Consider the following 22432-nt stretch of genomic DNA (forward strand, 5'->3'; position numbering starts at 1 on the left):
GGCCGGGGATTTAAATAATGGTAGGTTGATACAACTTCAAACCGTTAATAAACTTATAGTCTTTCACATTGTAAGTAAATAGCGGTATTTGCGTATATAATGATGTTGCTGCTATAAAAGCATCGGGCAGAGCAAGACCATGACTTAAATTATAGGTTTCGATACAACTTATTGCAAGCTCGCTTATCTCTGTTTTAATCAATAACAAACCAAATAGTTTAATATTCTTGTTAACAGAACGTAAATCAGACTTATTAACAGCACCTGCGATGAGTTCGATTTTTGTTATTGCGGAAACAAGTATATTATCTATACCAATTTCATCTTCAATAATTTGTTTAGTTGAAGAATGCCGACTATTTCTCACATCTAAATAATCGATCATAACGTCGGTGTCGCAAATTATTTTTTGCGTTGCCACAGTTGTTCCCTTAATTTCTTTGCGTCAATATCTTTACCGGTAAAAACACTCCGTAGTTCAGATATGTCTGCGCTTTTATCTGCCGGCACCAATATATCATCCAGTAGAGTACTTTCTTTTGATCTTACATTTATCTTAAAATCAAAATATTTAGCCAGCCCTTTTAAGATTTTTAAAGTCTCGGGCTTTTTATATGTTATAGTTACCTCAGGCATGCTCAGCTTTTTTATAAAGTTACAATTATTCAAGCAAAAACTACAAATCCCCCGTCTTCAATTCCTCAACCGCATGTGCTGCCGCCCTTGCAGTTAAAGCCATAAAAGTGAGCGAAGGGTTTTGCGTTCCCGTTGAGGTCATACACGCACCATCAGTTACATAAACATTTTTGCAGGCGTGTAATTGGTTGTATTTATTAAGCAGCGATGTTTTAGCATCGTGCCCCATGCGCGCGCCGCCAACTTCGTGGATATCCAGACCGGGCGCTTGTTTGCTATCATTAGTACTGATGTTTTTACAACCGGCAGCATCCAACATTTCGGCACCTTGCTGCAAGAAATCCTTCATTACTTTTATATCGTTATCATCATAACTTACATCAACCGATAATAAGGGTATGCCCCATTCATCCTTTTTAGCCAGGTCTAATGCTACATGGTTTTCAGCTTTTGGTATGGTTTCGCCCTGCATCATCATGTATACACCCCAGTTACCGGGTTCGGCTATCTTATCCTTAAACGCACCGCCTAATTGTTCGCCATCGGTTTGGTGGCCCCAGCCGGCGCGGGTGGCTGTATAAAAAGTCATGTAGCCACGCAGGAAATCGGTTTCCTGTTTGTGCACGTTACGGAAGTTGGGCATCATTACCGCTGTTGGCCTGCGCCCGTAATAGTAGGCGTCTTCGTAACCATCCATAGTAGCGGTTAACGAGCCACGGTAATTATGGAATGCTATGTATTTACCCAACAAGCCACTATCATTCCCTAAACCATTTGGGAAACGGTTTGATGTAGAGTTGAGCAAGATCAGGTTGGTATTGAGGGTAGCTGCGTTCACAAAAATGATGTTGGCATAAAACTCGGTGGCTTCGTGCGTTTGTGCATCTATCACCCTAACGCCTGTAGCCTTACCCGCCGCCTCGTCATAAATAATAGAATGTACTACCGAAAAGGGCCTCAAAGTTAAATTACCCGTTTTTGCCGCCCATGGCAGAGTGGATGAATTGGAACTGAAGTAGCCGCCGAACGGGCATCCCCTATCGCAAAGGCTGCGCGCCTGGCATTGTCCCCTGCCCTGCTGCAAATGAATATCGTTAGGTTTGGTGAGGTGCGCGCAACGGCCTATGATAACGTTCCTGTCTTTGTAAGCCGCCATTATACGCCTCTGCATCGTTTTCTCCACTACATTCATTTCCCATGGCGGCAAAAACTCGCCGTCGGGCAGGGTATCTAAGCCATCATGATTACCGGATATGCCCGCGAAACGTTCTACATGGCTATACCATGGTGCAATATCATCATAGCTGATGGGCCAGTCTACCGCAAAACCGTCGCGGGCAGGGCCTTCAAAATCGTATTTACTCCAGCGTTGGGTTTGCCTTGCCCAAAGCAACGATTTACCACCCACCTGGTAACCGCGTATCCAATCGAAGGGTTTCTTTTGCTCGTAAGGGTGCTCGGCATCCTTCACAAAAAAATGTTGGGTGGCTTCGCTAAAGGCATAGCACCTGTCGGCAATAGGGTTTTGGCTTTTACTTTCGAGCGTAAGTTGATTATGATGCGGAAAATCCCAGGGATTTTTTGTGGCGGTGGGATAATCTTTTAAATGCTGCACATCGCGCCCGCGTTCTAAAACCAGTGTTTTCAACCCGCGTTCGCAAAGTTCTTTAGCAGCCCAGCCGCCACTAATGCCCGAGCCTATTACAATAGCATCATAAGTATGAGCCGCCTTGCCTTTAGTATTGATGTTAACCATGCCTAAGTTTATAATTAGTGCCGAGAGCACGCCAATAAAGCTAAGCAATATGCCCGGCAAATTTGCTTATCGGCTCGCCATTTCCCAATAAGTGCCGTTGGTATCTACACCTTCGCCGGTAACCACCCAACCCCGCGAAAGGTAAAACGCGTGTGCATTTTGATTCTTCACAAGGCATTTCAATTTCAAAGGGTCAGAGTAATTTGCCATGGCGGATGTTAAAAGCGCTTTCCCAACTCCTTTGCCAACGTATTGCGAATCTACATAAAGATGATGCACAAAGTTATCAGGCTCCCAAATAGCAATAAAGCCTGCTATCGCCCCATCGAGTTCGGCAAGCCATATTTTTTCGCCATGGGTATCGGTGTCGAATTCGTCGAGGGTATACTCCCAGGTGTTCAGCCAATAGAATGTTTTGCTGCGGCTATCGATGTAAATTTGCGCCAAAGCATCATGGTCGGCAGAGCGATAGTTGCGGATGAGAATATTGTTTACTTCCATTGCCAATCCAATTCGCGGTTGATCTTGATATTGGGGTTATCCAGCACCGTTAAAAGCTCATCAAGAAAATTGGGGTTACCTGTCGCCGTTTTCGGTATTACCAACCCATCGCCGCTGTTTAGCTTAACAAAGTAATGTGTAGAAATTTCTATGATCTCAGCAACCTCGCTTGTGTTTATTTTACTCTCGCCGGTAACATCTTCGGTAGCTATCACTTCCGGACCGAAATTGATAGTACCCTCTTTCCCTATTCGGTAGCCTAACTTATCCTGCACAAATTTGCGGTAATGCTTTTTATAATGATAGCGCTGGTATAAAGGGTAAAATATCAGGCTAATAACACCCGCGCCGAAAAAGTAATAACTGTAAAAGTTATTGGAGCCATAGAACATGTAACCTATAACGAAAAACATGCCCGATATAACCAGCCACGAGCGGCGGCGGTTGGCGCGACTTTGCTTATTTTTTGAGAAAGAGTAAAGCAGGTAGGCCAGATAATCTTCTTCTGATAAAATGGTTTTAATCGTCATGGTTTATTGGCTTTTCTTTTTGCTCTTTAAATACTTATCCGAAAAATTTCCCAGGTCGGTATTGCGCTTGTAATCGTATATGGCCCAGTCTTCTACCTCGCCTTGCTTTATTAAAACCGGGGCACCGGGTTGTATATTATGCAGGTCCAATGCCGAGTCAGCAAATATTCCGGTAAAAGTACTATCGTTATACTTATATACAACACTCCACATATGCTCATGCTTCTTGCCTTCCACAAAATCTGATTTTACCAGGAAACGATAATTACTATCGAGGGCATGTGGCTTAAGGCTATCAATAAACTGGCCAATATGTGCCTGGGCTGTATCTTTAAATGCCAAAAATTTTGCATCATCCGTATCTAACATAACAGTTTTTATGCTGCCGGCTTCTTCCTTTTTTGCATGCTTGCAGGCTGTAGTTGCAAACACAATAGACAACAGGCATACAACAAATTGCTTATTCATCATGATCTTGTATATACGGTTAAACAAAAAAGGGCAACCATTTGCATGATCACCCTGTTTTATGATTGTGAAAATTTATTACTCGTTTATAGCTTTTACGCCCGGTAACTCTTTGCCTTCCATGTACTCCAGCAAAGCGCCGCCACCGGTTGATACATAGCTCACATCGTCAACCATATCAAATTTCGCAACAGCTGCGGCTGAATCGCCACCACCGATGAGCGAGAAAGCACCGTTATCAGTTGCTTTGGCAACAGCCTCGGCAATAGCTTTGGTACCTATCAGGAATTTCTCCATCTCGAAAACACCCATCGGGCCATTCCACAAAATGGTTTTAGAGTTTTCTACTACCTCGCTGAATAGCTTCACAGTTTCAGGGCCGATATCTAAGCCCATCCAGTTATCAGGTATCTCGCCGGTTTTGGCTACATCGGTATTAGCGTCGTTACCAAACTTGTCGGCAATAACGTTATCAACCGGCAAAAGCAGGTTTACACCTTTTTCTTTCGCTTTTTGGCGCAGGTTAAGAGCTAAGTCCAGTTTATCGGCCTCAACCAATGAAGTACCAATGTTGCCACCATCTGCTTTTGCAAATGTGTAGGCCATACCACCACCAATGATCAGATTATCAACCTTATCCAGCAGTTTTTCTATCAGCAAAATTTTATCAGACACCTTAGAGCCACCCATAATAGCAGTGAATGGTTTTGGTGCGTTGTTCAATATTTTTTCTGCATTGGTTAACTCGGCAGCCATCAGGTAGCCAAAGTATTTTGCATCGGGGAAAAACTGTGCAATTATAGCAGTAGAAGCGTGTGCGCGGTGAGCCGTACCAAAAGCATCGTTCACGTACACATCGCCCAGTTTAGAAAGTTTTTCGGCAAACTCAACGTTACCTTTTTCTTCTTCCTTGTAAAAACGTAAGTTCTCTAACAATAACACTTCGCCTTTATCCAAAGCTTTCGCTTTTTCAACAGCTTGCTCGCCAATGCAATCATCAGCAAACTGCACTTGCTGGCCCAGCAGATCCGACAGATGCGACACGATGTGTTTCAGCGAAAATTCTTCGGTAGGCCCGTTCTTTGGCCTGCCCAGGTGCGACATCAATATCACGGCGCCACCATCTTTCAATATCTTTTTAATGGTTGGTAAGGCGGCGGTCATCCGGTTATCATCGGTAATATTATAGTCTTTATCCAATGGTACGTTAAAATCTACACGGACAAGGGCTTTTTTACCGTTGAAGGTAATCTGGTCTACTGTTTTCATAAATTAAATGTATGATTAATGAACGGGGCGCAAATTGAACATTTTTATTATAAATGCCAACGCAAAAGTTAAAAAGGTGTGCAATTTTGCTGAAAAATTCACTGTATTTTAACATACATCACATAATGCGGCCCTATACCGGGCACATCAAACACAGGCGATATCACTTCGAAGCCTGTACCCATGTAAAACTGCACAGCTACCTTGCGGGCATTACACCATAGGTAATTTGCCTTTTGCCCGCGCAGGTACGTTATAGCAAAGTTAACCAGCATATTCCCTATCCCCTTCCCCCTATGCTCCGCGCCTGTGGCCATACCGCGTAACTGGTAAGCCTTACCCTGGTATTCTTTATAACCCTGCGGATGAAAAGACGCTATGCATGCCAGTTCATCACCTACATAATAGCCCAAGTGGAATGCATCTTCGGCATTATCATTCGGGAAACGGCATTCATCGAGCGTAAGCCTCCCTTCTCTCAACACTTCATTGCGCAGCGGCAGCACATCATCGGCAGTAATAAACTTTATCATTAATTTAATTGGCTTATGCGTTCAACCAAATCGGCCAGGCGGCTGCTGTAGCCCATTTCGTTATCGTACCAGCCTACTACTTTTACCAACCCGCCTACTACCGAGGTTAGTTGCGCATCAAAAATGCAGCTGTGCGGGTTATCAAGTATATCGTTAGACACTATGGGATCTTCGGTATATTCCAGCACAGTTTTCATTGGGCCATCGGCAGCTGCTTTAAAGGCGGCATTAATTTCGGCAACGGTAGGTATGGTTTTAAGGCTGCAGGTAAAATCGGTAAGCGAACCGTTAAGCACCGGCACGCGTATGCCTGCCCCGCCCAGTTTACCATCTAAATGCGGGAATATGCTGGTGATGGCCTTTGCAGCACCTGTTGTTGTGGGTATAATAGATGCTGACGCAGCCCTTGCTCTGCGCAAATCTTTATGGGGTGCATCGTGCAGGTTTTGGTCGCCCGTCATGGAGTGTACGGTAGTGATGTAGCCATCGGCAATCCCCCAGTTATCATCCAATATTTTCACCATTGCGGCTACGTTGTTGGTAGTGCACGATGCGTTGGATAATATAGTCGAGCTCAGGTCCACATCTCCGTCGTTCACCCCTAAAACCACCGTCGGTACGCTTTTACCCGCCGGTGGTGCCGAAATAATAACCTGTTTTGCGCCCGCTGCAAGGTGTTTACCAGCGCCTTCGGCAGATACAAACTTACCGGTTGACTCTATAACCAGATCAATATCCAATTCAGACCAGGGAAGCGCCTCCGGGCTTTTCTCCTGAAAAGTTTTTATAAGCTTTCCGTTAACTATAATACCATCAGCAGCAGCTTCAACCGTACCCTTAAAGCCACGGTGTACCGAATCGTATTTAAAAAGATGGGCGAGCGTGGGAGTGTCGGCAAGGTCGTTTATGGCAACAACTTCTATATTATCTTTCAGGAGTATGGCTCGTAAAAATATACGCCCAATGCGCCCGAAACCGTTTATTGCTATCCTCATAATTACAGAAATTAAGGGTGCAAAACTAAATAAAATATAAGTGGCTAAAATTTGCCTAAAGTAATATTATGCAAACAGGTGGCCAATGGCAAAACCTTCGCGCTCTTTGGTGCGCAGGCAAATAGTAATCCCCCAGTTAAATACCAGCGAATTAATCAGGATAAGCCCCATCAGCGCAAGGTTGCCCAGCTCGCTAAACATTAGTACCATAATAATGGTAATAATATTAATGCCTACCAGTATTAGTGTGGTTTGCATATGGTTAAAGCCCAGGCGCAAAACGCGGTGGTGTATGTGGTTACGGTCTGCCGTGAAAGGCGATACGCCATTGATGATGCGCAATACAAATACCCTCAAAGTATCAAATATTGGTCCTATAAGTATGGCGAAGCCCAATGCAGGTGCCGAAAAAACGGCCGGCGAAGTATGCCCGGCAACAAACTTATTTTCTTCGATAAATTTTACCGCCATAATAGCGGATATCAAGCCTATAAGCAGCGAACCTGTATCGCCCATAAATATTTTGGCGGGTGTAAGGTTAAAGCGCAAAAAGCCAATTACTGCCCCAATAATGGCCAACGATATAGCAGCCAACTCATAGTGCTTCATGTAGATAAAGAGGGCGGTGAAAGTACCGTTCACTACAATACAAGTAGCGCCTGCCAAGCCGTCAATACCATCTATCAGGTTAAAGGCGTTTACAATAAGCATAATAAACAGTATGGATATTATTGCGCTTACCACGTAGCTTATTTCATAAACCCCCAATATGCCATACATGCTGGTAAAGCGTATATCGCCAAGTAGCACCAATATGGCAGCAACAAAAAACTGTATCAAAAATTTAGTACTCGAGTTTACGCCCGATAGGTCATCTTTCAGCCCCATGGCAAACAAAACTATGCTTGAAGTAAGCAAGTAACTAACAGGCAGGTTTTTATCAACCATGCTAAATAACAGTAACGTAACAGTAAAGCTGGCAAATATGGCCACGCCGCCTAAGCGTGGGATACCATGGTCGTGCTGTTTGCGGAAGTGGCCTACATCATCATACAAGTGGCGGGTACGCGCTACGTGCAGTATAGACGGGATGCACAGCAGCGTTATCAGAACCGAAAACACTACTATTAAAATGTAGTATACGTAATATGAGTTTAGATATTCTGCCATGTAAATATTGTGAGGGGGCACGTATATTGTTGCATTAGCGCAAATATGTTTATTTTTTTACTAATTAAAAAAATTGCTTTATCTTTCTTAAACGCTTTAATATTAAAGCTATCAACGGGTATTTTACCCTGTTTTTATACATTGCCTTTAGGTCCAAAAATAATACTTTGGCCCTCCCTGTATAGCTATTGTTACTAACACCGCCCGTATTCATGTTAATAACTACCCTTTCGAGGTAAAAAACAGGGCTTTTTTTCAGATGGATAAACCGTGCCATTAATTCATAGTCGGCAGCGGTACCAAAATCCAGCCTGTAATTGCCCAACTGTTTGTATAGATCCCTCCGGCAATAAAACGTTGGGTGCGGCGGCATCCATCCTTTGCTAAACATCCCGTGCTTGTACCGTCCTGATACCCATTTACGTAAAACCAGTCCGTTAGGTTTCAAATAATTAAGGTCGGCATAAAGAATAACCGTAGAGTTATCTTCAAAGGCTCGGGCTATATCTTCCAGCGCGTGTTCATAGGCAAACACATCGTCGGCATTTAGCATGCCTACCACCTCTCCTGTGGCCAGGGCTATACCCTTATTCATAGCATCGTAAATACCTTTATCGGGTTCAGATACCACGCGGGCTACGGTATCTTTATATTGTTCAATAATGGCCAGGGTACCGTCGGTAGAACCACCGTCAATAATGATATGTTCTATATTACTGTAACACTGGCCCATAACAGCTTGTATACACCGTTCGATGGTAGAGGCAGCATTATAGCAAACCGTAACTACAGATATTTTTAAATGATGCACTGTTGAAAATCCTACTATTTAAGCGCAAAATATGTATTTTTGGGTTTGCAGCCCAATTATTAACCATCGGGGCAGTTTAATTATGCGGGCTTTTTATTTCATTTATTTAGTTTCGGCAGCCATCTTAGCAAGTTCTTGCTCTTACAAACAAAGCCACGCGCTTTTCGAAAACAAAGCGCAGGTAGCCGGGCTTAACGATAGTGTTGCCAGCGGCATACCGGCACCCTACCGTATACAACCACGAGACATATTACAAATAAAAAACCTCCAAAATATAAAGTATATAGTTGACGATTTGCCTCAAAACAGCGCCGGAACAGGCGGCAGCGGTGGCCAGGGGCAAACCTTCGAGGTAGAAGACGATGGTACCGTGGCCCTGCCATCGGTTGGGCGTGTGCCGGTAGGCGGGCTAACACGTGTAGAGGCTACCAAAAAAATAGAGGCCGTTTACCGGACCGAATTATTAAAAGACCCCATTTTTGAGGTAAAAATAACCAACCTTAAAGTTACTTTATTTGGCGAAGTAAGTTCGCAAGGCAACTTTCCGCTTATTAAGGACAATACCACGCTGGTAGAAATGATTGGCCAGGCCGGCGGGCTAACAGCCAACGCCAACGAAAAAGATGTAAAAATAATAAGGGGTACGGGTCAAAATAAAACCATAACGGTGGTAGATATGGGTAACGTAAATTCTATATCGGCACCAAACACCTACCTTCAAAACGGCGACGTTATTTATGTATCTAAAAACAAACGCGCCATACGCAGCGATAATTTCCAAAACCTGAGTACTATTGTACAACCCATTACATTGCTGCTCAGTACAGTTTTAATCATCTTTACGCTTAAGCGTTTATAAATGGAAGAAACCGAAAATATAGGGCAAAAGCTTCCCAACCAGGAAATTGATTATTTTAAGATAGCCAAGATTCTGATAAGCCGCTGGTATTGGGTAGCAGGTTCGCTGGCAGTTTGTTTATTATACTCATACATTTATGTATGGTATACACCCAAAACATACGCTACGGGTGGTTTCATGAAGCTGGAAGAAAAGAAAACCGAGCTGGCGGACCTGTCAAACGTAGTAACCGGTGCCGACCGGGGGCCGTCTCGCATTCAAAGCGAAACCTCGGTAATGCAAAGCCACGACGTTATTTTGGCTGCTATTAACGACCTTAATTACCCGGTTAGTTTTTATGTAGAAGGCCGTGTGCGCACCAGCGAATTATATCCGCAAAAGCCGTTGAATATAGAAAAGCTACAGTTCGACAGCCTGAATTTTTTCCGGGATATGATAACGTTTAAGCCAATAAACCGGAGCAGCTACAACCTTACTTATACTGCCGGGGGCAAAGAAATATCAAAAGATTATGGCTATAATAAACCCGTAACTCTTGGGCCTACAAGCTTTGTTATAAGCTATCCCGGCGAGCTTAACAAAAATTCGGTTTTACTTTTCAAGTTCAATAGCCCAGAGGATTTTGTTGGCCGTGTGCGCGGCGGGCTCAGGGCCAGCGAAACAGTAAAAAACTCTAACATACTGGCCATACAAATTACCGATGCCAACCCGCAATTTGCGGCAGATGTGCTTAACGCGGTTATGAGCGAATACCTGGTTTACGACCGTAACCGCAAAACACAATCGGCCAGCCAAATGATCAATTTTATCGATGATCAATTAAAGTACCTGTCAACCAAAGTAAATGGGTCAGAACAATCGATAAAAACCTTCAGGGAAAAAAACAAACTGATGGAAGTTAGCGCTGCTGCCGACGCTGCGTTGGCTAAATCTAAAGACCTTGAATCGCAGCAGGCTATATTAAAACTACAATTACAGGCCATACAAGATGTTAAGGATAAAATAAGCAAAGAAAAAAATAACGTAAATTTAAATTTTGATGCAGGGGGCGGCCAAATTGATGCGGGGCTTTCTTCGCTTATTGATAAGTTAGACGCGCTTTTGTCTCAACGCGCACAATTATTAAAAACTTACAATTATAACTCTCAACCTATACAGGATATTAACAAAGAAATACTGCAAATAAAAAGCAACGCGGTAAACTCGTTAAACACATCGTACACCAATGTAAAACGTAATTTAGATTTCCTGGAGGGGCAGCTTGGGCAGGTAAACAAACAAATAGCCGTATTACCCGGTGCCGAGCGCGATATGATAAGCCTGAGGCGCGATTTCGAGATCAGCGAAAAGGTGTACTCGTTCTTATCTGAGAAAAAGCTGGAAGCACAAATTACACGCTCGGGCATTTTACCCGGTGCTACCATATTAGAAAAAGCCCAGCCAAATTATTGGCCGGTGGCCCCAAACGAACACGATATACACCGCTCGGCCATCATCTTCGGCCTGGCAATTGGCCTCGGCGCAATTATACTTATCCGTGTGCTTAACCCTTTTATTTACGATAAAGAAACCATTGAAAGCCTTACTTCAATACCCATTATTGGCGTTATCAGGAAGTTTCCGGAGTTGATAGATGAGGATAATGCACAGGTGCTGGCTATAAGCAAGCCAAAATCTATTTTTGCAGAATCGGTACGCTCGGTACGTACCAACTTAAACTTTATTGCATCCGAAAAAGCAAGCAAAGTAATTTGTATTACTTCGGAGGTTGCAGGCGAGGGCAAATCATTTGTGGCGGTTAATTTATCCAGCACCCTATCACTGATAGATAAGAAAGTAATATTAATTGCCGCCGACCTTCGCCGCTCCAAACTTCACCGTACTTTTAAAGTGCCTAACGATGTAGGGCTTAGCACTTATCTGGCCCACCAGACCCCGCTTGACGATATTATCCTAAAATCGCAACAGGAAAACCTTGATTTTATTGTTTCGGGCCCGGTACCTCCTAATCCGTCGGAATTGCTTCATACCGCTCGAATGAAAGAGATGATAGAAGAACTTGGCACCCGGTATGATATTATAATGATAGATACTGCCCCAATAGGCCTCGTATCCGATTCGATACCATTAATACGCATCAGCGATATTAACATATTTGTTATTAGGGCGGGTAAATCAAAATATTACTCGGCAACCATACCGCAACGCATTGCACAGGAATATCAGCTCAGCAACACCTTTATAGTTTTAAATGCTTTTGCCGAAGATTTGCTGCACTCTCGCTATTACACCACGCGGTTTACCGGCGATTACGGTACCAGGTACTATTATTATTCCGACTATACCGGCGGCTACGAATCATCGGGTTATTATATAGATGATGAAAAGAAGAAATGGTGGAGTTTAAAACGTTGGTTTAAAAAATAAGGCTTTGGCAGGTAACGCTACGGGCAAAGACGCAGCAGCCCTTAAATGGTACCCGGTTTATACGAACCCGCGTGCCGAAAAAAAAGCCCTGGAGGCACTAACAGAAAAAGGTATAGAAACCTACCTGCCTCTTCAAAAAAAACTCAAACAATGGAGCGACCGGAAGAAATGGGTAGAAGAGCCGCTTATCAAATCGTATTTATTTGTACACATACCGTTGCAGGCCCGCGCCGAGGTATTAATGACTAAGGGCATTGCCCGCTTTATTTATTTTTCGGGCGAGGTAGCCACCATGCCCGATAAGCAGATAGAGGATCTTAAACTATTGATGGCAAGCGCACTGGAACTTGAAGTAACCGAAGAGAATTTACTTCCGGGCGAAAAAATAAAAATTAAGGCAGGCCCGCTAAAAGGGCTTACCGGCGAAATGATTGCTTACCGCTCACAAAAACAATTATTATTGCGGTTAGAAAGCCTTGGCTGCTCAATTATCGTAAATGCGGCAGCCGCCTATGTTAACAGGCTTTAAGCAAGGCAAGCGGCTAAATTGTAAAGAGATTAAGGCAATTAGCCTTTTAAATAAAAAACTAATTATCAATAAGTTGCAAAAACACAATGTGACTTACGGGGCGAAGCTGTGCCCGGGGAGCAAGATATGTGCAGGATAGCAGGCATAGTTACAAACCATTTTAATGAAGAAATTGCAGGCAGGCAGGTTACTGCAATGTGTAACGCCATGCAACACGGCGGGCCCGATGATGCCGGGCTGTATACAGATGTTGCGTTGGGTATAGCCTTTGGGCACCGTCGGCTTTCTATTATCGACCTTAGCACTAACGGGCACCAACCCAAAGCCGATAGCCAAAACCTGGCACGGATTACCTTCAACGGCGAAATTTACAACTACCGCGAACTACGCTCGCAATTAGTAAAGGCGGGGGCTGTATTTACAAGCGAAACCGATACCGAAGTAATTTTACAGGCTTACCTACATTGGGGCACCGCAGCTTTTGCTGCCCTTAAGGGTATGTTTGCCTTTGCTTTGTATGATGCCCGGCAACAAGCGGTATACCTGGTGCGCGATAGCGCCGGCATAAAACCGCTTTACTATTCAACACAAAACGGGCAATTTATATTTGCCTCAGAAATAAGGGCGTTTAACGCTGCCGGTTTTAACTTAGCAGCCGACGAACGCTGGCCCGCCTGGCTATTAGCTTATGGGCATATACCCGAACCCTTTACTACTTTAAATGGCGTATTTAGCTTGCCAAAGGGGCACTACCTTTGCCGGCAAAAAAACGGGCGCACCGAACTAAAGCAGTATATTACCGATACTACTTTAATTAAGATAACCACCGCCGCCGAAGCCAAGCAGGGCATTGCAGCATCTTTGCAAAGCGCTGTAACCAGGCAATTAATATCCGATGCGCCTATTGGCGTTTTCCTGAGCGGTGGCATAGATTCATCAATCTTATCACTATTGGCTTCGGCAACAGCCGAAACACAGCTAAAAACCATTTCTATATTTTTTGATGAGCGGCAGTACGACGAACGGCAGTACCAGCAAGCTATAATTGAAAAAATACCTGGCCAAAACTTTAACCACTTAGTTACGGCGGCCGATTTTGAAGAACTTTTTCCGCAGGTACTTAAGGCAATGGACATGCCGACTATAGATGGCATCAACTCCTGGTTTATCAGCAAATACGCGCATGATGGGGGGCTCAAAGCCGTACTATCAGGCATAGGTGCCGACGAGCTTTATGGCGGATATGCATCATTCGGTCGTATAAAGCTTATTCAATACCTCAGAAACCTGCCCCGTGCGGCGCTGAAAAGTTTTAGTAAAATAGCTTTAAATAACTACAAACGTATTGCGTACCTTGCGTACGATCATCCCGCTGCAGACTACCTGTTTTTGCGGGGCCTTTTTCCGTTTGCAGACATTGCCCGGATTTTGGATATTAGCCAACGGCAACTAAAAGATATCCTTTTCGGAGAAAACACCCCGTTAATTCGTAGCCCTTACAACGGGGAGCTTGCATCTTGGTTCGAAACTAATTTTTATATGCAAAACCAGTTACTGCGGGATACCGATGTAATGAGCATGAGCCACGGACTTGAAGTAAGGGTACCTTTTTTAGATGAAGATTTCAGGCATTTTACCGCACAGGTTGATGCAGGCCTGAAATTTAATAATGGCAGGCCCAAACAATTGTTGATAGATAGTTTCAGCAATATACTGCCCGAGGCTGTTTGGAACAGGCCCAAAATGGGCTTCAGCTTCCCGCTAACGCAATGGATGAGAAACCATACCAATGTGAGTAACGAAGGATTATACCAGGGTAAATTTGCCAAAGAAGCAATCAGAGATTTTAAGGCGGGGAAGCTGCATTGGTCAAAAGCTTACGCCCTATATCAAATACAAAAGCATGGCTAAAAAAATAATATTGCTTACACTGCAAACCTTTAGCGCTATGGGCGGCATTCAAAAAATGGCGCGTACTATGGCCCACTCGCTGCAGCATATAAGCAATATTAACCACTGGAAGTTTAAGGCACTATCGTTATACGACACCAACCACGATCTGCTTCCGCAATATATTGATGCCGAAAACTTTAAGGGGTACAAACAAAACAGGTTACGTTTTATATTTGAGGCGCTAACGTTAACCCGCAATAACGATGTGCTGATATTAACACACATTAACTTTGCCGTAATTGGCCTGTTGGCAAAACTAATTCGGCCCAAATGCCAGCTTTGGCTTGTGGCACATGGTATAGAAGTTTGGCGCCCGTTAAAGTATAACAAGAAGAAACTGCTGCGCCATTGCGACAAAATTTTATGTGTAAGCCAGTTTACTTTAGATAAAATGGTGGAGCTGCATAACGCAGAGCCGGGCAAATTAGTGGTATTAAATAACGCGATAGACTCGTTTATGAAAATACCCGACAGCTTTGAAAAACCAAAACATTTGCTGTCGCGATATCACTTAAGCGCCCATGCCCCGGTTGTTTTTACCCTTACGCGCCTGGCATCAACCGAAAAATACAAAGGTTATGAAAATGTAATTGCAGCCATAAGTAAGCTAAAGCTGCAATTTCCGGATATAAAGTATATCTTATCAGGAAAGTATGACCGTGCGGAAGAAACCCGCGTGCGGTCGCTTATTGCGAAACACAATGTTAACGCCAATGTATTGCTTACCGGCTTTGTAGATGAGGCCGAACTTGGCGACCATTTTTTACTTGCCGACCTGTTTGTTTTACCAAGTAAGAAGGAAGGGTTTGGGATTGTATTTGTTGAGGCCCAGGCATGCGGGCTGCCCGTGCTCTGCGGCAATGCCGATGGCAGCGTAGATGCTGTACGTAACGGAGAACTGGGCAAGGCTATCGAGCCCGACGATATTGAAGCGCTGGAAGAGGCAATAGCTGCAAGCCTGCAACACCCACTATCGGTAAGCCAGCGCAAAGCATTACAACAAAAAAGCCTTCACTACTTTAGCGAAGAAGCGTATATAACCAACTTACAAAAACTGCTTGCGGATGAAATAACTGTAAGCGCAACTCATATTAATGGCTAAAGTTATCGAGGTTCAAAATTTGTCAAAAGCGTACCAGTTAGGCTCGTTTGGTACAGGTACCATTTCGCAGGACCTTGAGCGCTATTGGGCACGCCTGCGCGGTAAAGAAGACCCTTTTTTAAAGATAGGCGAAGTGAACGACCGCGCAACCAAAGGCACCAGCGGCGTGGTATGGAGCCTGAAGGATATTAATTTTGAAATTGAGCAAGGCACTGCTGTTGGTATAATAGGCCGAAACGGTGCCGGAAAAAGCACCTTGCTAAAAATACTTAGCCGTACTACCGCCCCTACTACGGGCACCATTAAAATGAAAGGGCGCGTGGCCAGCCTTTTGGAAGTAGGCACCGGCTTCCATCCCGAACTATCGGGCCGCGACAATATTTTTTTAAACGGCGCCATATTGGGCATGCGGAAAAACGAGATTAAACGCAAGTTTGCTGAAATTGTTGATTTTTCGGGTGTTGAGCGCTACATTGATACGCCGGTAAAGCGGTATTCATCGGGTATGTACGTAAGGCTGGCCTTTGCTGTAGCTGCATACCTCGAAAGCGAGATATTAATTATTGATGAAGTGCTTGCCGTGGGCGATGCAGAGTTTCAGAAAAAATGCCTCGGCAAAATGAGCGAGGTAAGCAAAGGCGAAGGCCGCACGGTATTGTTCGTCAGCCACAACATGGCAGCCATACAAAAACTATGTAGCGACGCTATTTATTTGGAGAACGGGCTTTTGCGCTCCTTGGGGAAAACCAGCCGTATTATTGACGAATACCTATCAAACAACACGGCGCACCAGGCGGCATATTATCCCGAACTTCCGCCCGAACATGAAAACGCCCCCTGTTACGTAAGCGAAATTTGGGTAGAAGATACAGAAGGCACGCCCCTGAACGAGATACCTGTTGGGGCAAGCTGGCGTTTAAGGATAAGGTTTAAAATGAACAGGGCCATGCCCGAATTTATTATTGCAATAGGCATCAGGAGTTCATTAGAGCTTGACCTGAGAACCTGCTGGGCACCCAAAACCGATTTAGGTGAGGGTTGGTACGAAGCTTTATTTGTTGAAGACCAAATTTACTACGCGCCGGGTTCCTATTCTATTACAGTAGGCCTTTCAGCATCCGAGAAATCGCTATACTACCGCGAAAATGCTGCAGCTATTTCTATAGCAGAAGTTACCACGGCCGCCCTGCAAAATACCATTGTGCGCACTACAGGCGTAGGCTTGTTGCTAAACCCTATGCGTATAAATATAGCACCGATAAGCCCCGTTGAAGCGTAATAACCATCAGGATTTTAATAAAATAATTGGCCGCCCAACACAGCAAATGATACGCGCAATAATTAACAGGTTTTTACCCTACGAAACCCGGCTTCGAAATTTCAGGCTTCGCCAGTTTAACGAAGATCTTAAAACCTATCTCGAGCTGGATACCAGCAAAAGGTTCCCCGTTTTGCAGGACGACTTTTACCCCTGTTTAGACGATAAAACCGCCACTACGCATTTTGATGCCCATTATATTTACCACCCGGCGTGGGCAGCCCGCGTAGTGAAACAGATAAACCCGGAGGTGCATGTAGATATTTCGTCTACCCTTCATTTTTGCACCATGCTATCGGCCTTTGTAAAAACCCGCTTTTACGATTACAGGCCCGCCATACTAAACCTCGATAACTTAGAAAGCGAACACGCTAATTTAACCGAACTGCCCTTTGCAACAGGCAGCATAGAAAGCCTGTCGTGCATGCACACTTTAGAGCATGTGGGGCTGGGCCGCTATGGCGACCCTATTTTCCCCGATGGCGATCTAAAAGCCATTGATGAATTAAAAAGGGTATGCGCAACCAATGGCCACCTGCTTATAGTAGTACCTGTAGGTAAAAAACGCATACAATTTAACGCGCACCGTATATATGCCCCGCAAGATATTGTTGCTTATATGCACGGTTTTACCCTAAAACAATTTGCATTGGTAACAGACGATGGCGCCTTTACCGAAGATGCCGCTATAGAACATGCCGCACAACAGCAATACGGCTGCGGCTGTTTTTGGTTTATAAAAAACGAAAATTAATACCCCATTTTGCTAACCCCATTACTAAACAGTCTACGCCATATAAAAGGCAGGCTTTTCCCTAAAAACCGTAAAGCAACACCTTTTGTAATTGGCAATTTGAAGCTGGTAGTAGGTAACGATTTGGCCTGGGCCTTTTCGTCGGGCGATTATTATGAAAAAAATGTAATACATTTTTTAGGGCTGTTAATAGCAAATTACCAAAAGCCTGTGTTGGTAGATATTGGTGCAAACTGCGGTTATTACAGCACCAAATATGCGGCAGCATGCCAAAAGGTGTTTTCGTTCGAGCCGGTTAAGGGCACATTTTCGCTACTGAAACGCAATGTTAGGCGCAATAATCTGAGCAACATTGTGCCGTTTAATCTCGGCCTGTCAAACAGCCCGGGCAGTTTAACAATTAACATTTATAATTCCAGTGGCAACAATTCTATTTTCGAAAGGGTGTTGCCCGAGGGGCATCCGCTACAAAAAACTGGCACCGAAACCATCCGCCTGGAAACCCTTGACAACTTAGTTGCTACAGGCCAGGTTTTACCACCCGATGTAATAAAAATAGACGTAGAAGGGGCAGAGCTTTTTGTATTAAAGGGCGCCGAAAACACCATTTTAAAACACCGACCTGCTATTTTGTTAGAATATTCGGAAAACACATCAACCGATGCAGGTTACGCCAAAGAGGAACTGCTTACTGCGCTTGCCTTAACCAACTATAATATATACGGCCTCCCCGAAGATGAAACCGATATGAGGTTGATAACAGAAAGCGAATTTCAAAACAACGGCTTAAGCAACATAATGCTCATCCCGGCCGAAAACGACCCGTTCAAAAAAACGGTATAATAAACTGCATTAATTGGTTATTGTAAAAATATTCGGCGGGTTAGGTAACCAAATGTTTCAGTACGCCACTGCCCGTGCCTTTGCTAACACGGGCGATAAGCTTTACATCGACGATCAGTTTTATACTGATAACCATAATGCAACTGAGCTCTATGCTTCCCGCAGTTATCAACTCGGCCTGTTCAAAGGCATAACAGCACAACAGGCATCGCAAAAACAAATCGCCCTATTTTTTTGCAAAGGGCTGTACCTGCGTTTAGTCCGTAGTTACTTAAAGCGGCTCATCAGGTATTTCCATCATCCAGGGTCTCGTTTTACCTCCCTGCAACAACTGGCAGCTACACGCAACGTTTACCTCGACGGTTATTTCCAGTCAGAAAAATATTTTGTTAGCGTAAGGGATACGCTGCTTCGCGAATTTAGCTTCCCCCGTCTCGATAAAAGCAACTTTTTCATCGCGAACAAAATGGAAGCTGCAGATAATTCTGTTAGTGTACACATACGCAGGGGCGATTACCTGCTGCCCGCCATTAGCGGCGTGCACGGTGTACTCCCCTTGAGTTATTATCGCACAGCGCTGGGTATACTAAAAAACCGCCATCAAAACCTCAGCCTGTTTATATTTTCTGACGATATTGATTGGGCACAGCAGCACCTCGATACCTTTGGGCTAAACACTGTATTTGTTGAGGGTAACCATGGCGATGAGAGCTGGAAAGATATGGCTTTAATGAGCGCTTGTAAACATCATATTATAGCAAACAGCAGTTTTAGTTGGTGGGGTGCCTGGTTAAGCACGCGCGGCGGCGAAGTATTAGCGCCTTATAATTGGTTCATGCCCGACGTAGATTTTGATATTAACGACATCATACCGAGCCATTGGAGCGTGGTGCAGTATGAGCAATAAGCTGGTATCGGTTATAATGCCGGCATACAATGCGCAAAAGTATATTGCCGAAAGTATAGAAAGTGTTATTGCTCAAACTTACCCGCACTGGGAGCTAATTATTATTGATGACGGCTCAACTGACGGTACCGCGGAAATTGTTAAACGCTATCAACAAACGGATAGCCGCATTAAATACATTTTCCAACAAAACAGCGGGCAGGGCCCCGCTAAAAACGCAGGTATAAAAATAAGCGAGGGTGCATATATTGCATTTTTAGATGCAGATGACCTTTGGCTGAAAGAAAAACTGGCTACTTCGGTAGCGGCAATAGAAGCGAGCGGTGCCGACTTACTATTCACTAATTATTCGGTTTTTAATGCCGATTTGCAAACAGGCAACCTGAGCACCATGCAGGTTGCCGATGCCACTTATGAAGGCCGCGATAGCATCATCTTATTCCTCAATTACAACCAGGTACCCAATTTAACTGTATTAGCCAGGCGCGAAGCCATTATTGCTGCCGGCGACTTCAAAGCCATTAAGGTGGCCGAAGATTACGAAATGTGGTTGAGGATGTTAGGTATGGGGTACGGCTTTAAATCAATTGCAACTCCCCTATCGTTATACCGCATGCACGATAGCTCTATTACCGCAAAGGATAGGCATGCTACCTACGAGATAATTGAGATTATTAAAGGCTTTGGCAGAGCAAACAACGAATACCTGAACGAAGCAAAAAAAATAGCAGGCGATAAAATAAAATACTGGCTGTATAACGGTTATAACCCGACAGCCGAAAAATTTAGGGTACTGATAAAGGGCGTGTTTCCGCAATACCTTACAGCTTTATTTAACGCGTTAAGCTACCTGCTGCCTGTGCATCATTTGCGCAAGTTTGTAATAAGGCTGTGTTGATGCACATGCCAAATCAATAAATGAAAAAGCACATCATTATTACAAAGCTATACGAGTTTGGCGGAAGCAATACCCACTTGGAAACCTTAATTGAGTACCATGGGCCTGCCAACGTAATACTGGTATTACAAAGTGATGAGCAATTAGCTTATCTCGGGAAAATAAAAGGGGCGGAAAATGCACAAGTGCAGGTGAGGCAAAACATACACCCTTTTGCACATCTGCAATATAAATTCACCACAAACGTAAAGGAGTTTTTTCTGATTGTTTGGTCGGTATTGATGATACAGGCGATGAGTATAAAAAATGGCTTTGCCGATGTTACTATTTGCGCCACCGAACCCGAAAGGCACCTTTACATGCTTTGGATGCCCCTAAGCCGTGTATATTACATACTGCACACCACGCCTGCAAATAGGTATACACCGCTTACGCCATACACCTGTAACCGTATGCTTGGCACGCGCAAAAAACTGGTAACGGTATCAAACGCCAATAAAAATACAGTTTGCCAAAACTGGGAAATACAGCCCCAAAAGCAGCGTTTTGTTTATGTGGTTTACAATTGCTTACGTAATGATGCTGAACCATTAGCCAACAACCCCGAAACAAAAGAAAATAAAACCGTTACCACCCTTGGCCAAGTAATAGCATATAAAAACCCTGACACATGGTTGGAAGTTGCCAAACAAGTTACAACAGCGCGCCCACAGGTAAACTTTGAATGGCTTGGCAACGGGCCGCTTTTAGATGAATACAAACAGGTAACCAACGGTAACAACCGTATAGCCTTTAAAGGCCTTGTTACCCAACCCGGCGAATATTTAAAGCAAGCCAGCATTTATTACCAGCCAAGCTTGTACGAAACGCACGGCATTGCAGTGGTAGAAGCCATGAGTTATGCCCTGCCCTGCGTAGTATCCAATACCGGCGGCATGCCCGAATCTGTTGAAGATAACTATAACGGATTATTGGTTGGTGCTACAGACGTTACCGGGCATGTAAATGCAATACTTAAGCTGATAGATAACGAAAGCGTGGCCAGGCAATACGGCGATAATTCGCGCAAAAAATACCTGGAGATGTTTACTTACCAGGCTTTTACGGGGGCCATGGATAAGATATATGCCTAACACAAGCAGATGGAATTAGGGGTATCGGTAATTATATGTTGCTACAACAGCGCAAAGCGCCTGCCCCAAACGCTGAAACACCTTGCAGCGCAGCAAGTACCGGCTAACATTCCCTGGGAAGTAATAGTTATTGATAATGCATCAACGGATGACACCTACGCGTTAGCCAGCCAACTTTGGGAAGCTGAAAACACTACCGCTGCGGGTTTCAAACTTCTACGCCAACCCATTCCCGGCAAAAACCATGCTTTCAACATGGGTGTGGAGCAAGCCAAATTTGAGTTTATACTAACCTGCGACGATGATAATTGGCTAAACCCTAATTATATCCATTTAGCCTACGATATAATGCTTGCGGATAGTAAAATAGGGGCGCTCGGCGGTTTCGGTATTATCGAACCTGAGCAACCCGCTTTACTGCCACAAGCAGAATTGGAAAAAATAACGGTACACAGTTCGCAAACCTGGGCAACCGAACAGCATTGGGTGTATGGTGCAGGCTCGGTATACCGCAAGAGTATCTTAACTAATTTGGCGGCTAACAACTGGCAGCAGGTTACTAAAGGCAGAACCGGTACATCATTAATTTGCGGTGAAGATGTAGAGTTTTGCTTCATTTTTTATTTATCAGGCTACAAAATAATTGCCGACGACCGCCTTACGTTTAAGCACTTCATCCCTCATGGCAGGCAAAACGCTGCGTACATTGCAAAGTTGAGTTATTGGATGGCTTATACCAATGTGCTGTTGTATAGCTATTTTGCCATACTCAATCAAGAAAAAAAGCCAATTGAACGTGTTCTTAAAAATTGGCTTTTCTCGACAGCGAAAGCTATCATCAAACAAAACATTTTACTCGTTTTAAAGCCATTTAAAAGTGCTTCTGCAGCGACACACGCCCCTTTGCAGTTAAAGGGGCTTGGGGGTACCTTTAATGCTCTAAGGCAAAATAGCAAAAGGATAGTTAAGCACCATTACCATATTAAAAACCTGCTGACCAAAATAAACAGCCCGCAACAAACCCCTACCCCGGCATAGTG

General features: G+C 44.2%; 23 protein-coding genes. 12 read left to right on the forward strand and 11 right to left on the reverse strand.

Annotated features, from left to right (window positions below; genetic code table 11):
• Positions 1-10: 10 nt before the first annotated feature.
• The 11 genes from BC343_RS21155 to BC343_RS21205 all read right to left on the reverse strand — a co-directional run bounded on the left by BC343_RS21155 (position 11) and on the right by BC343_RS21205 (position 8669).
• A complete protein-coding gene (locus BC343_RS21155; protein WP_078349779.1) occupies positions 11-385 on the reverse strand; it encodes a PIN domain-containing protein in 375 nt (124 codons plus the stop codon).
• A gap of 17 nt (positions 386-402) precedes the next feature.
• Positions 403-636, reverse strand: a complete 234-nt coding sequence (locus tag BC343_RS21160; protein WP_078349780.1) for a hypothetical protein — start codon at positions 634-636, stop codon at positions 403-405.
• 40 nt (positions 637-676) lie between these two features.
• On the reverse strand, positions 677-2392 hold the full coding sequence (locus BC343_RS21165; protein ID WP_078350100.1) for a GMC oxidoreductase: 1716 nt from the start codon (positions 2390-2392) through the stop codon (positions 677-679).
• Positions 2393-2458: 66 nt separating this feature from the next.
• Positions 2459-2893 carry a GNAT family N-acetyltransferase gene (locus BC343_RS21170; RefSeq protein ID WP_078349781.1) on the reverse strand — a complete coding sequence of 145 codons (435 nt, stop codon included), beginning with the start codon at positions 2891-2893 and terminating at the stop codon, positions 2459-2461.
• Positions 2884-3423, reverse strand: a complete 540-nt coding sequence (locus tag BC343_RS21175; protein WP_078349782.1) for a hypothetical protein — start codon at positions 3421-3423, stop codon at positions 2884-2886. The genes BC343_RS21170 and BC343_RS21175 overlap by 10 nt, the downstream gene beginning before the upstream one ends.
• Positions 3424-3426: 3 nt before the next feature.
• Positions 3427-3894 (reverse strand): DUF2314 domain-containing protein, encoded by a 468-nt coding sequence (locus tag BC343_RS21180; protein ID WP_078349783.1) that lies wholly within the window; start codon positions 3892-3894, stop codon positions 3427-3429.
• A gap of 75 nt (positions 3895-3969) precedes the next feature.
• On the reverse strand, positions 3970-5160 hold the full coding sequence (locus BC343_RS21185) for a phosphoglycerate kinase (protein ID WP_078349784.1): 1191 nt from the start codon (positions 5158-5160) through the stop codon (positions 3970-3972).
• Between the two features lie 98 nt (positions 5161-5258).
• Positions 5259-5693 carry a GNAT family N-acetyltransferase gene (locus BC343_RS21190; RefSeq protein WP_078349785.1) on the reverse strand — a complete coding sequence of 145 codons (435 nt, stop codon included), beginning with the start codon at positions 5691-5693 and terminating at the stop codon, positions 5259-5261.
• A complete protein-coding gene (gene gap / locus BC343_RS21195) occupies positions 5693-6688 on the reverse strand; it encodes a type I glyceraldehyde-3-phosphate dehydrogenase (protein WP_202909838.1) in 996 nt (331 codons plus the stop codon). Before gap ends, BC343_RS21190 begins: the two co-directional genes overlap by 1 nt.
• A gap of 66 nt (positions 6689-6754) precedes the next feature.
• Complete coding sequence (locus BC343_RS21200; RefSeq protein WP_078349787.1) at positions 6755-7858, reverse strand: MraY family glycosyltransferase; 1104 nt, start codon at positions 7856-7858, stop codon at positions 6755-6757.
• Positions 7859-7922: 64 nt separating this feature from the next.
• A complete protein-coding gene (locus BC343_RS21205; RefSeq protein ID WP_078349788.1) occupies positions 7923-8669 on the reverse strand; it encodes a glycosyltransferase family 2 protein in 747 nt (248 codons plus the stop codon).
• A gap of 82 nt (positions 8670-8751) precedes the next feature.
• Here BC343_RS21205 and BC343_RS21210 point away from each other — a divergent pair, with 82 nt between their 5' ends.
• From BC343_RS21210 to BC343_RS21265, 12 genes are all read left to right on the forward strand, one after another.
• A complete protein-coding gene (locus BC343_RS21210; protein WP_162276911.1) occupies positions 8752-9528 on the forward strand; it encodes a polysaccharide biosynthesis/export family protein in 777 nt (258 codons plus the stop codon).
• Positions 9529-11955, forward strand: a complete 2427-nt coding sequence (locus tag BC343_RS21215) for a GumC family protein (RefSeq protein ID WP_078349790.1) — start codon at positions 9529-9531, stop codon at positions 11953-11955. It begins immediately after the preceding gene.
• 4 nt (positions 11956-11959) lie between these two features.
• A complete protein-coding gene (locus BC343_RS21220) occupies positions 11960-12484 on the forward strand; it encodes a UpxY family transcription antiterminator (RefSeq protein WP_078349791.1) in 525 nt (174 codons plus the stop codon).
• Positions 12485-12610: 126 nt separating this feature from the next.
• The gene (asnB, locus tag BC343_RS21225) at positions 12611-14395 is read left to right on the forward strand and encodes an asparagine synthase (glutamine-hydrolyzing) (RefSeq protein WP_078349792.1); all 1785 of its coding nucleotides are present in this window, start codon (positions 12611-12613) and stop codon (positions 14393-14395) included.
• A complete protein-coding gene (locus BC343_RS21230; RefSeq protein WP_078349793.1) occupies positions 14388-15539 on the forward strand; it encodes a glycosyltransferase family 4 protein in 1152 nt (383 codons plus the stop codon). The genes asnB and BC343_RS21230 overlap by 8 nt, the downstream gene beginning before the upstream one ends.
• Positions 15532-16818 (forward strand): ABC transporter ATP-binding protein, encoded by a 1287-nt coding sequence (locus BC343_RS21235; protein WP_078349794.1) that lies wholly within the window; start codon positions 15532-15534, stop codon positions 16816-16818. Before BC343_RS21230 ends, BC343_RS21235 begins: the two co-directional genes overlap by 8 nt.
• Positions 16819-16864: 46 nt before the next feature.
• Positions 16865-17611 (forward strand): DUF268 domain-containing protein, encoded by a 747-nt coding sequence (locus BC343_RS21240; protein WP_078350101.1) that lies wholly within the window; start codon positions 16865-16867, stop codon positions 17609-17611.
• A gap of 9 nt (positions 17612-17620) precedes the next feature.
• Positions 17621-18454, forward strand: coding sequence for an FkbM family methyltransferase (locus BC343_RS21245; protein WP_162276912.1), 834 nt, complete (start codon positions 17621-17623; stop codon positions 18452-18454).
• Positions 18455-18467: 13 nt separating this feature from the next.
• A complete protein-coding gene (locus BC343_RS21250; RefSeq protein ID WP_078349796.1) occupies positions 18468-19361 on the forward strand; it encodes an alpha-1,2-fucosyltransferase in 894 nt (297 codons plus the stop codon).
• The gene (locus BC343_RS21255) at positions 19351-20259 is read left to right on the forward strand and encodes a glycosyltransferase family 2 protein (protein WP_078349797.1); all 909 of its coding nucleotides are present in this window, start codon (positions 19351-19353) and stop codon (positions 20257-20259) included. The genes BC343_RS21250 and BC343_RS21255 overlap by 11 nt, the downstream gene beginning before the upstream one ends.
• 20 nt (positions 20260-20279) lie before the next feature.
• Entirely contained in the window at positions 20280-21392 is a 1113-nt protein-coding gene (locus BC343_RS21260; RefSeq protein WP_078349798.1) for a glycosyltransferase family 4 protein, read from the forward strand.
• 9 nt (positions 21393-21401) lie between these two features.
• Positions 21402-22430: a glycosyltransferase family A protein gene (locus tag BC343_RS21265; protein ID WP_078349799.1), complete on the forward strand. Its 1029-nt coding sequence runs from the start codon at positions 21402-21404 to the stop codon at positions 22428-22430.
• Positions 22431-22432 lie beyond the last annotated feature (2 nt).

The organism is Mucilaginibacter pedocola (genome assembly GCF_002013915.1).
GTDB lineage: Bacteria > Bacteroidota > Bacteroidia > Sphingobacteriales > Sphingobacteriaceae > Mucilaginibacter > Mucilaginibacter pedocola.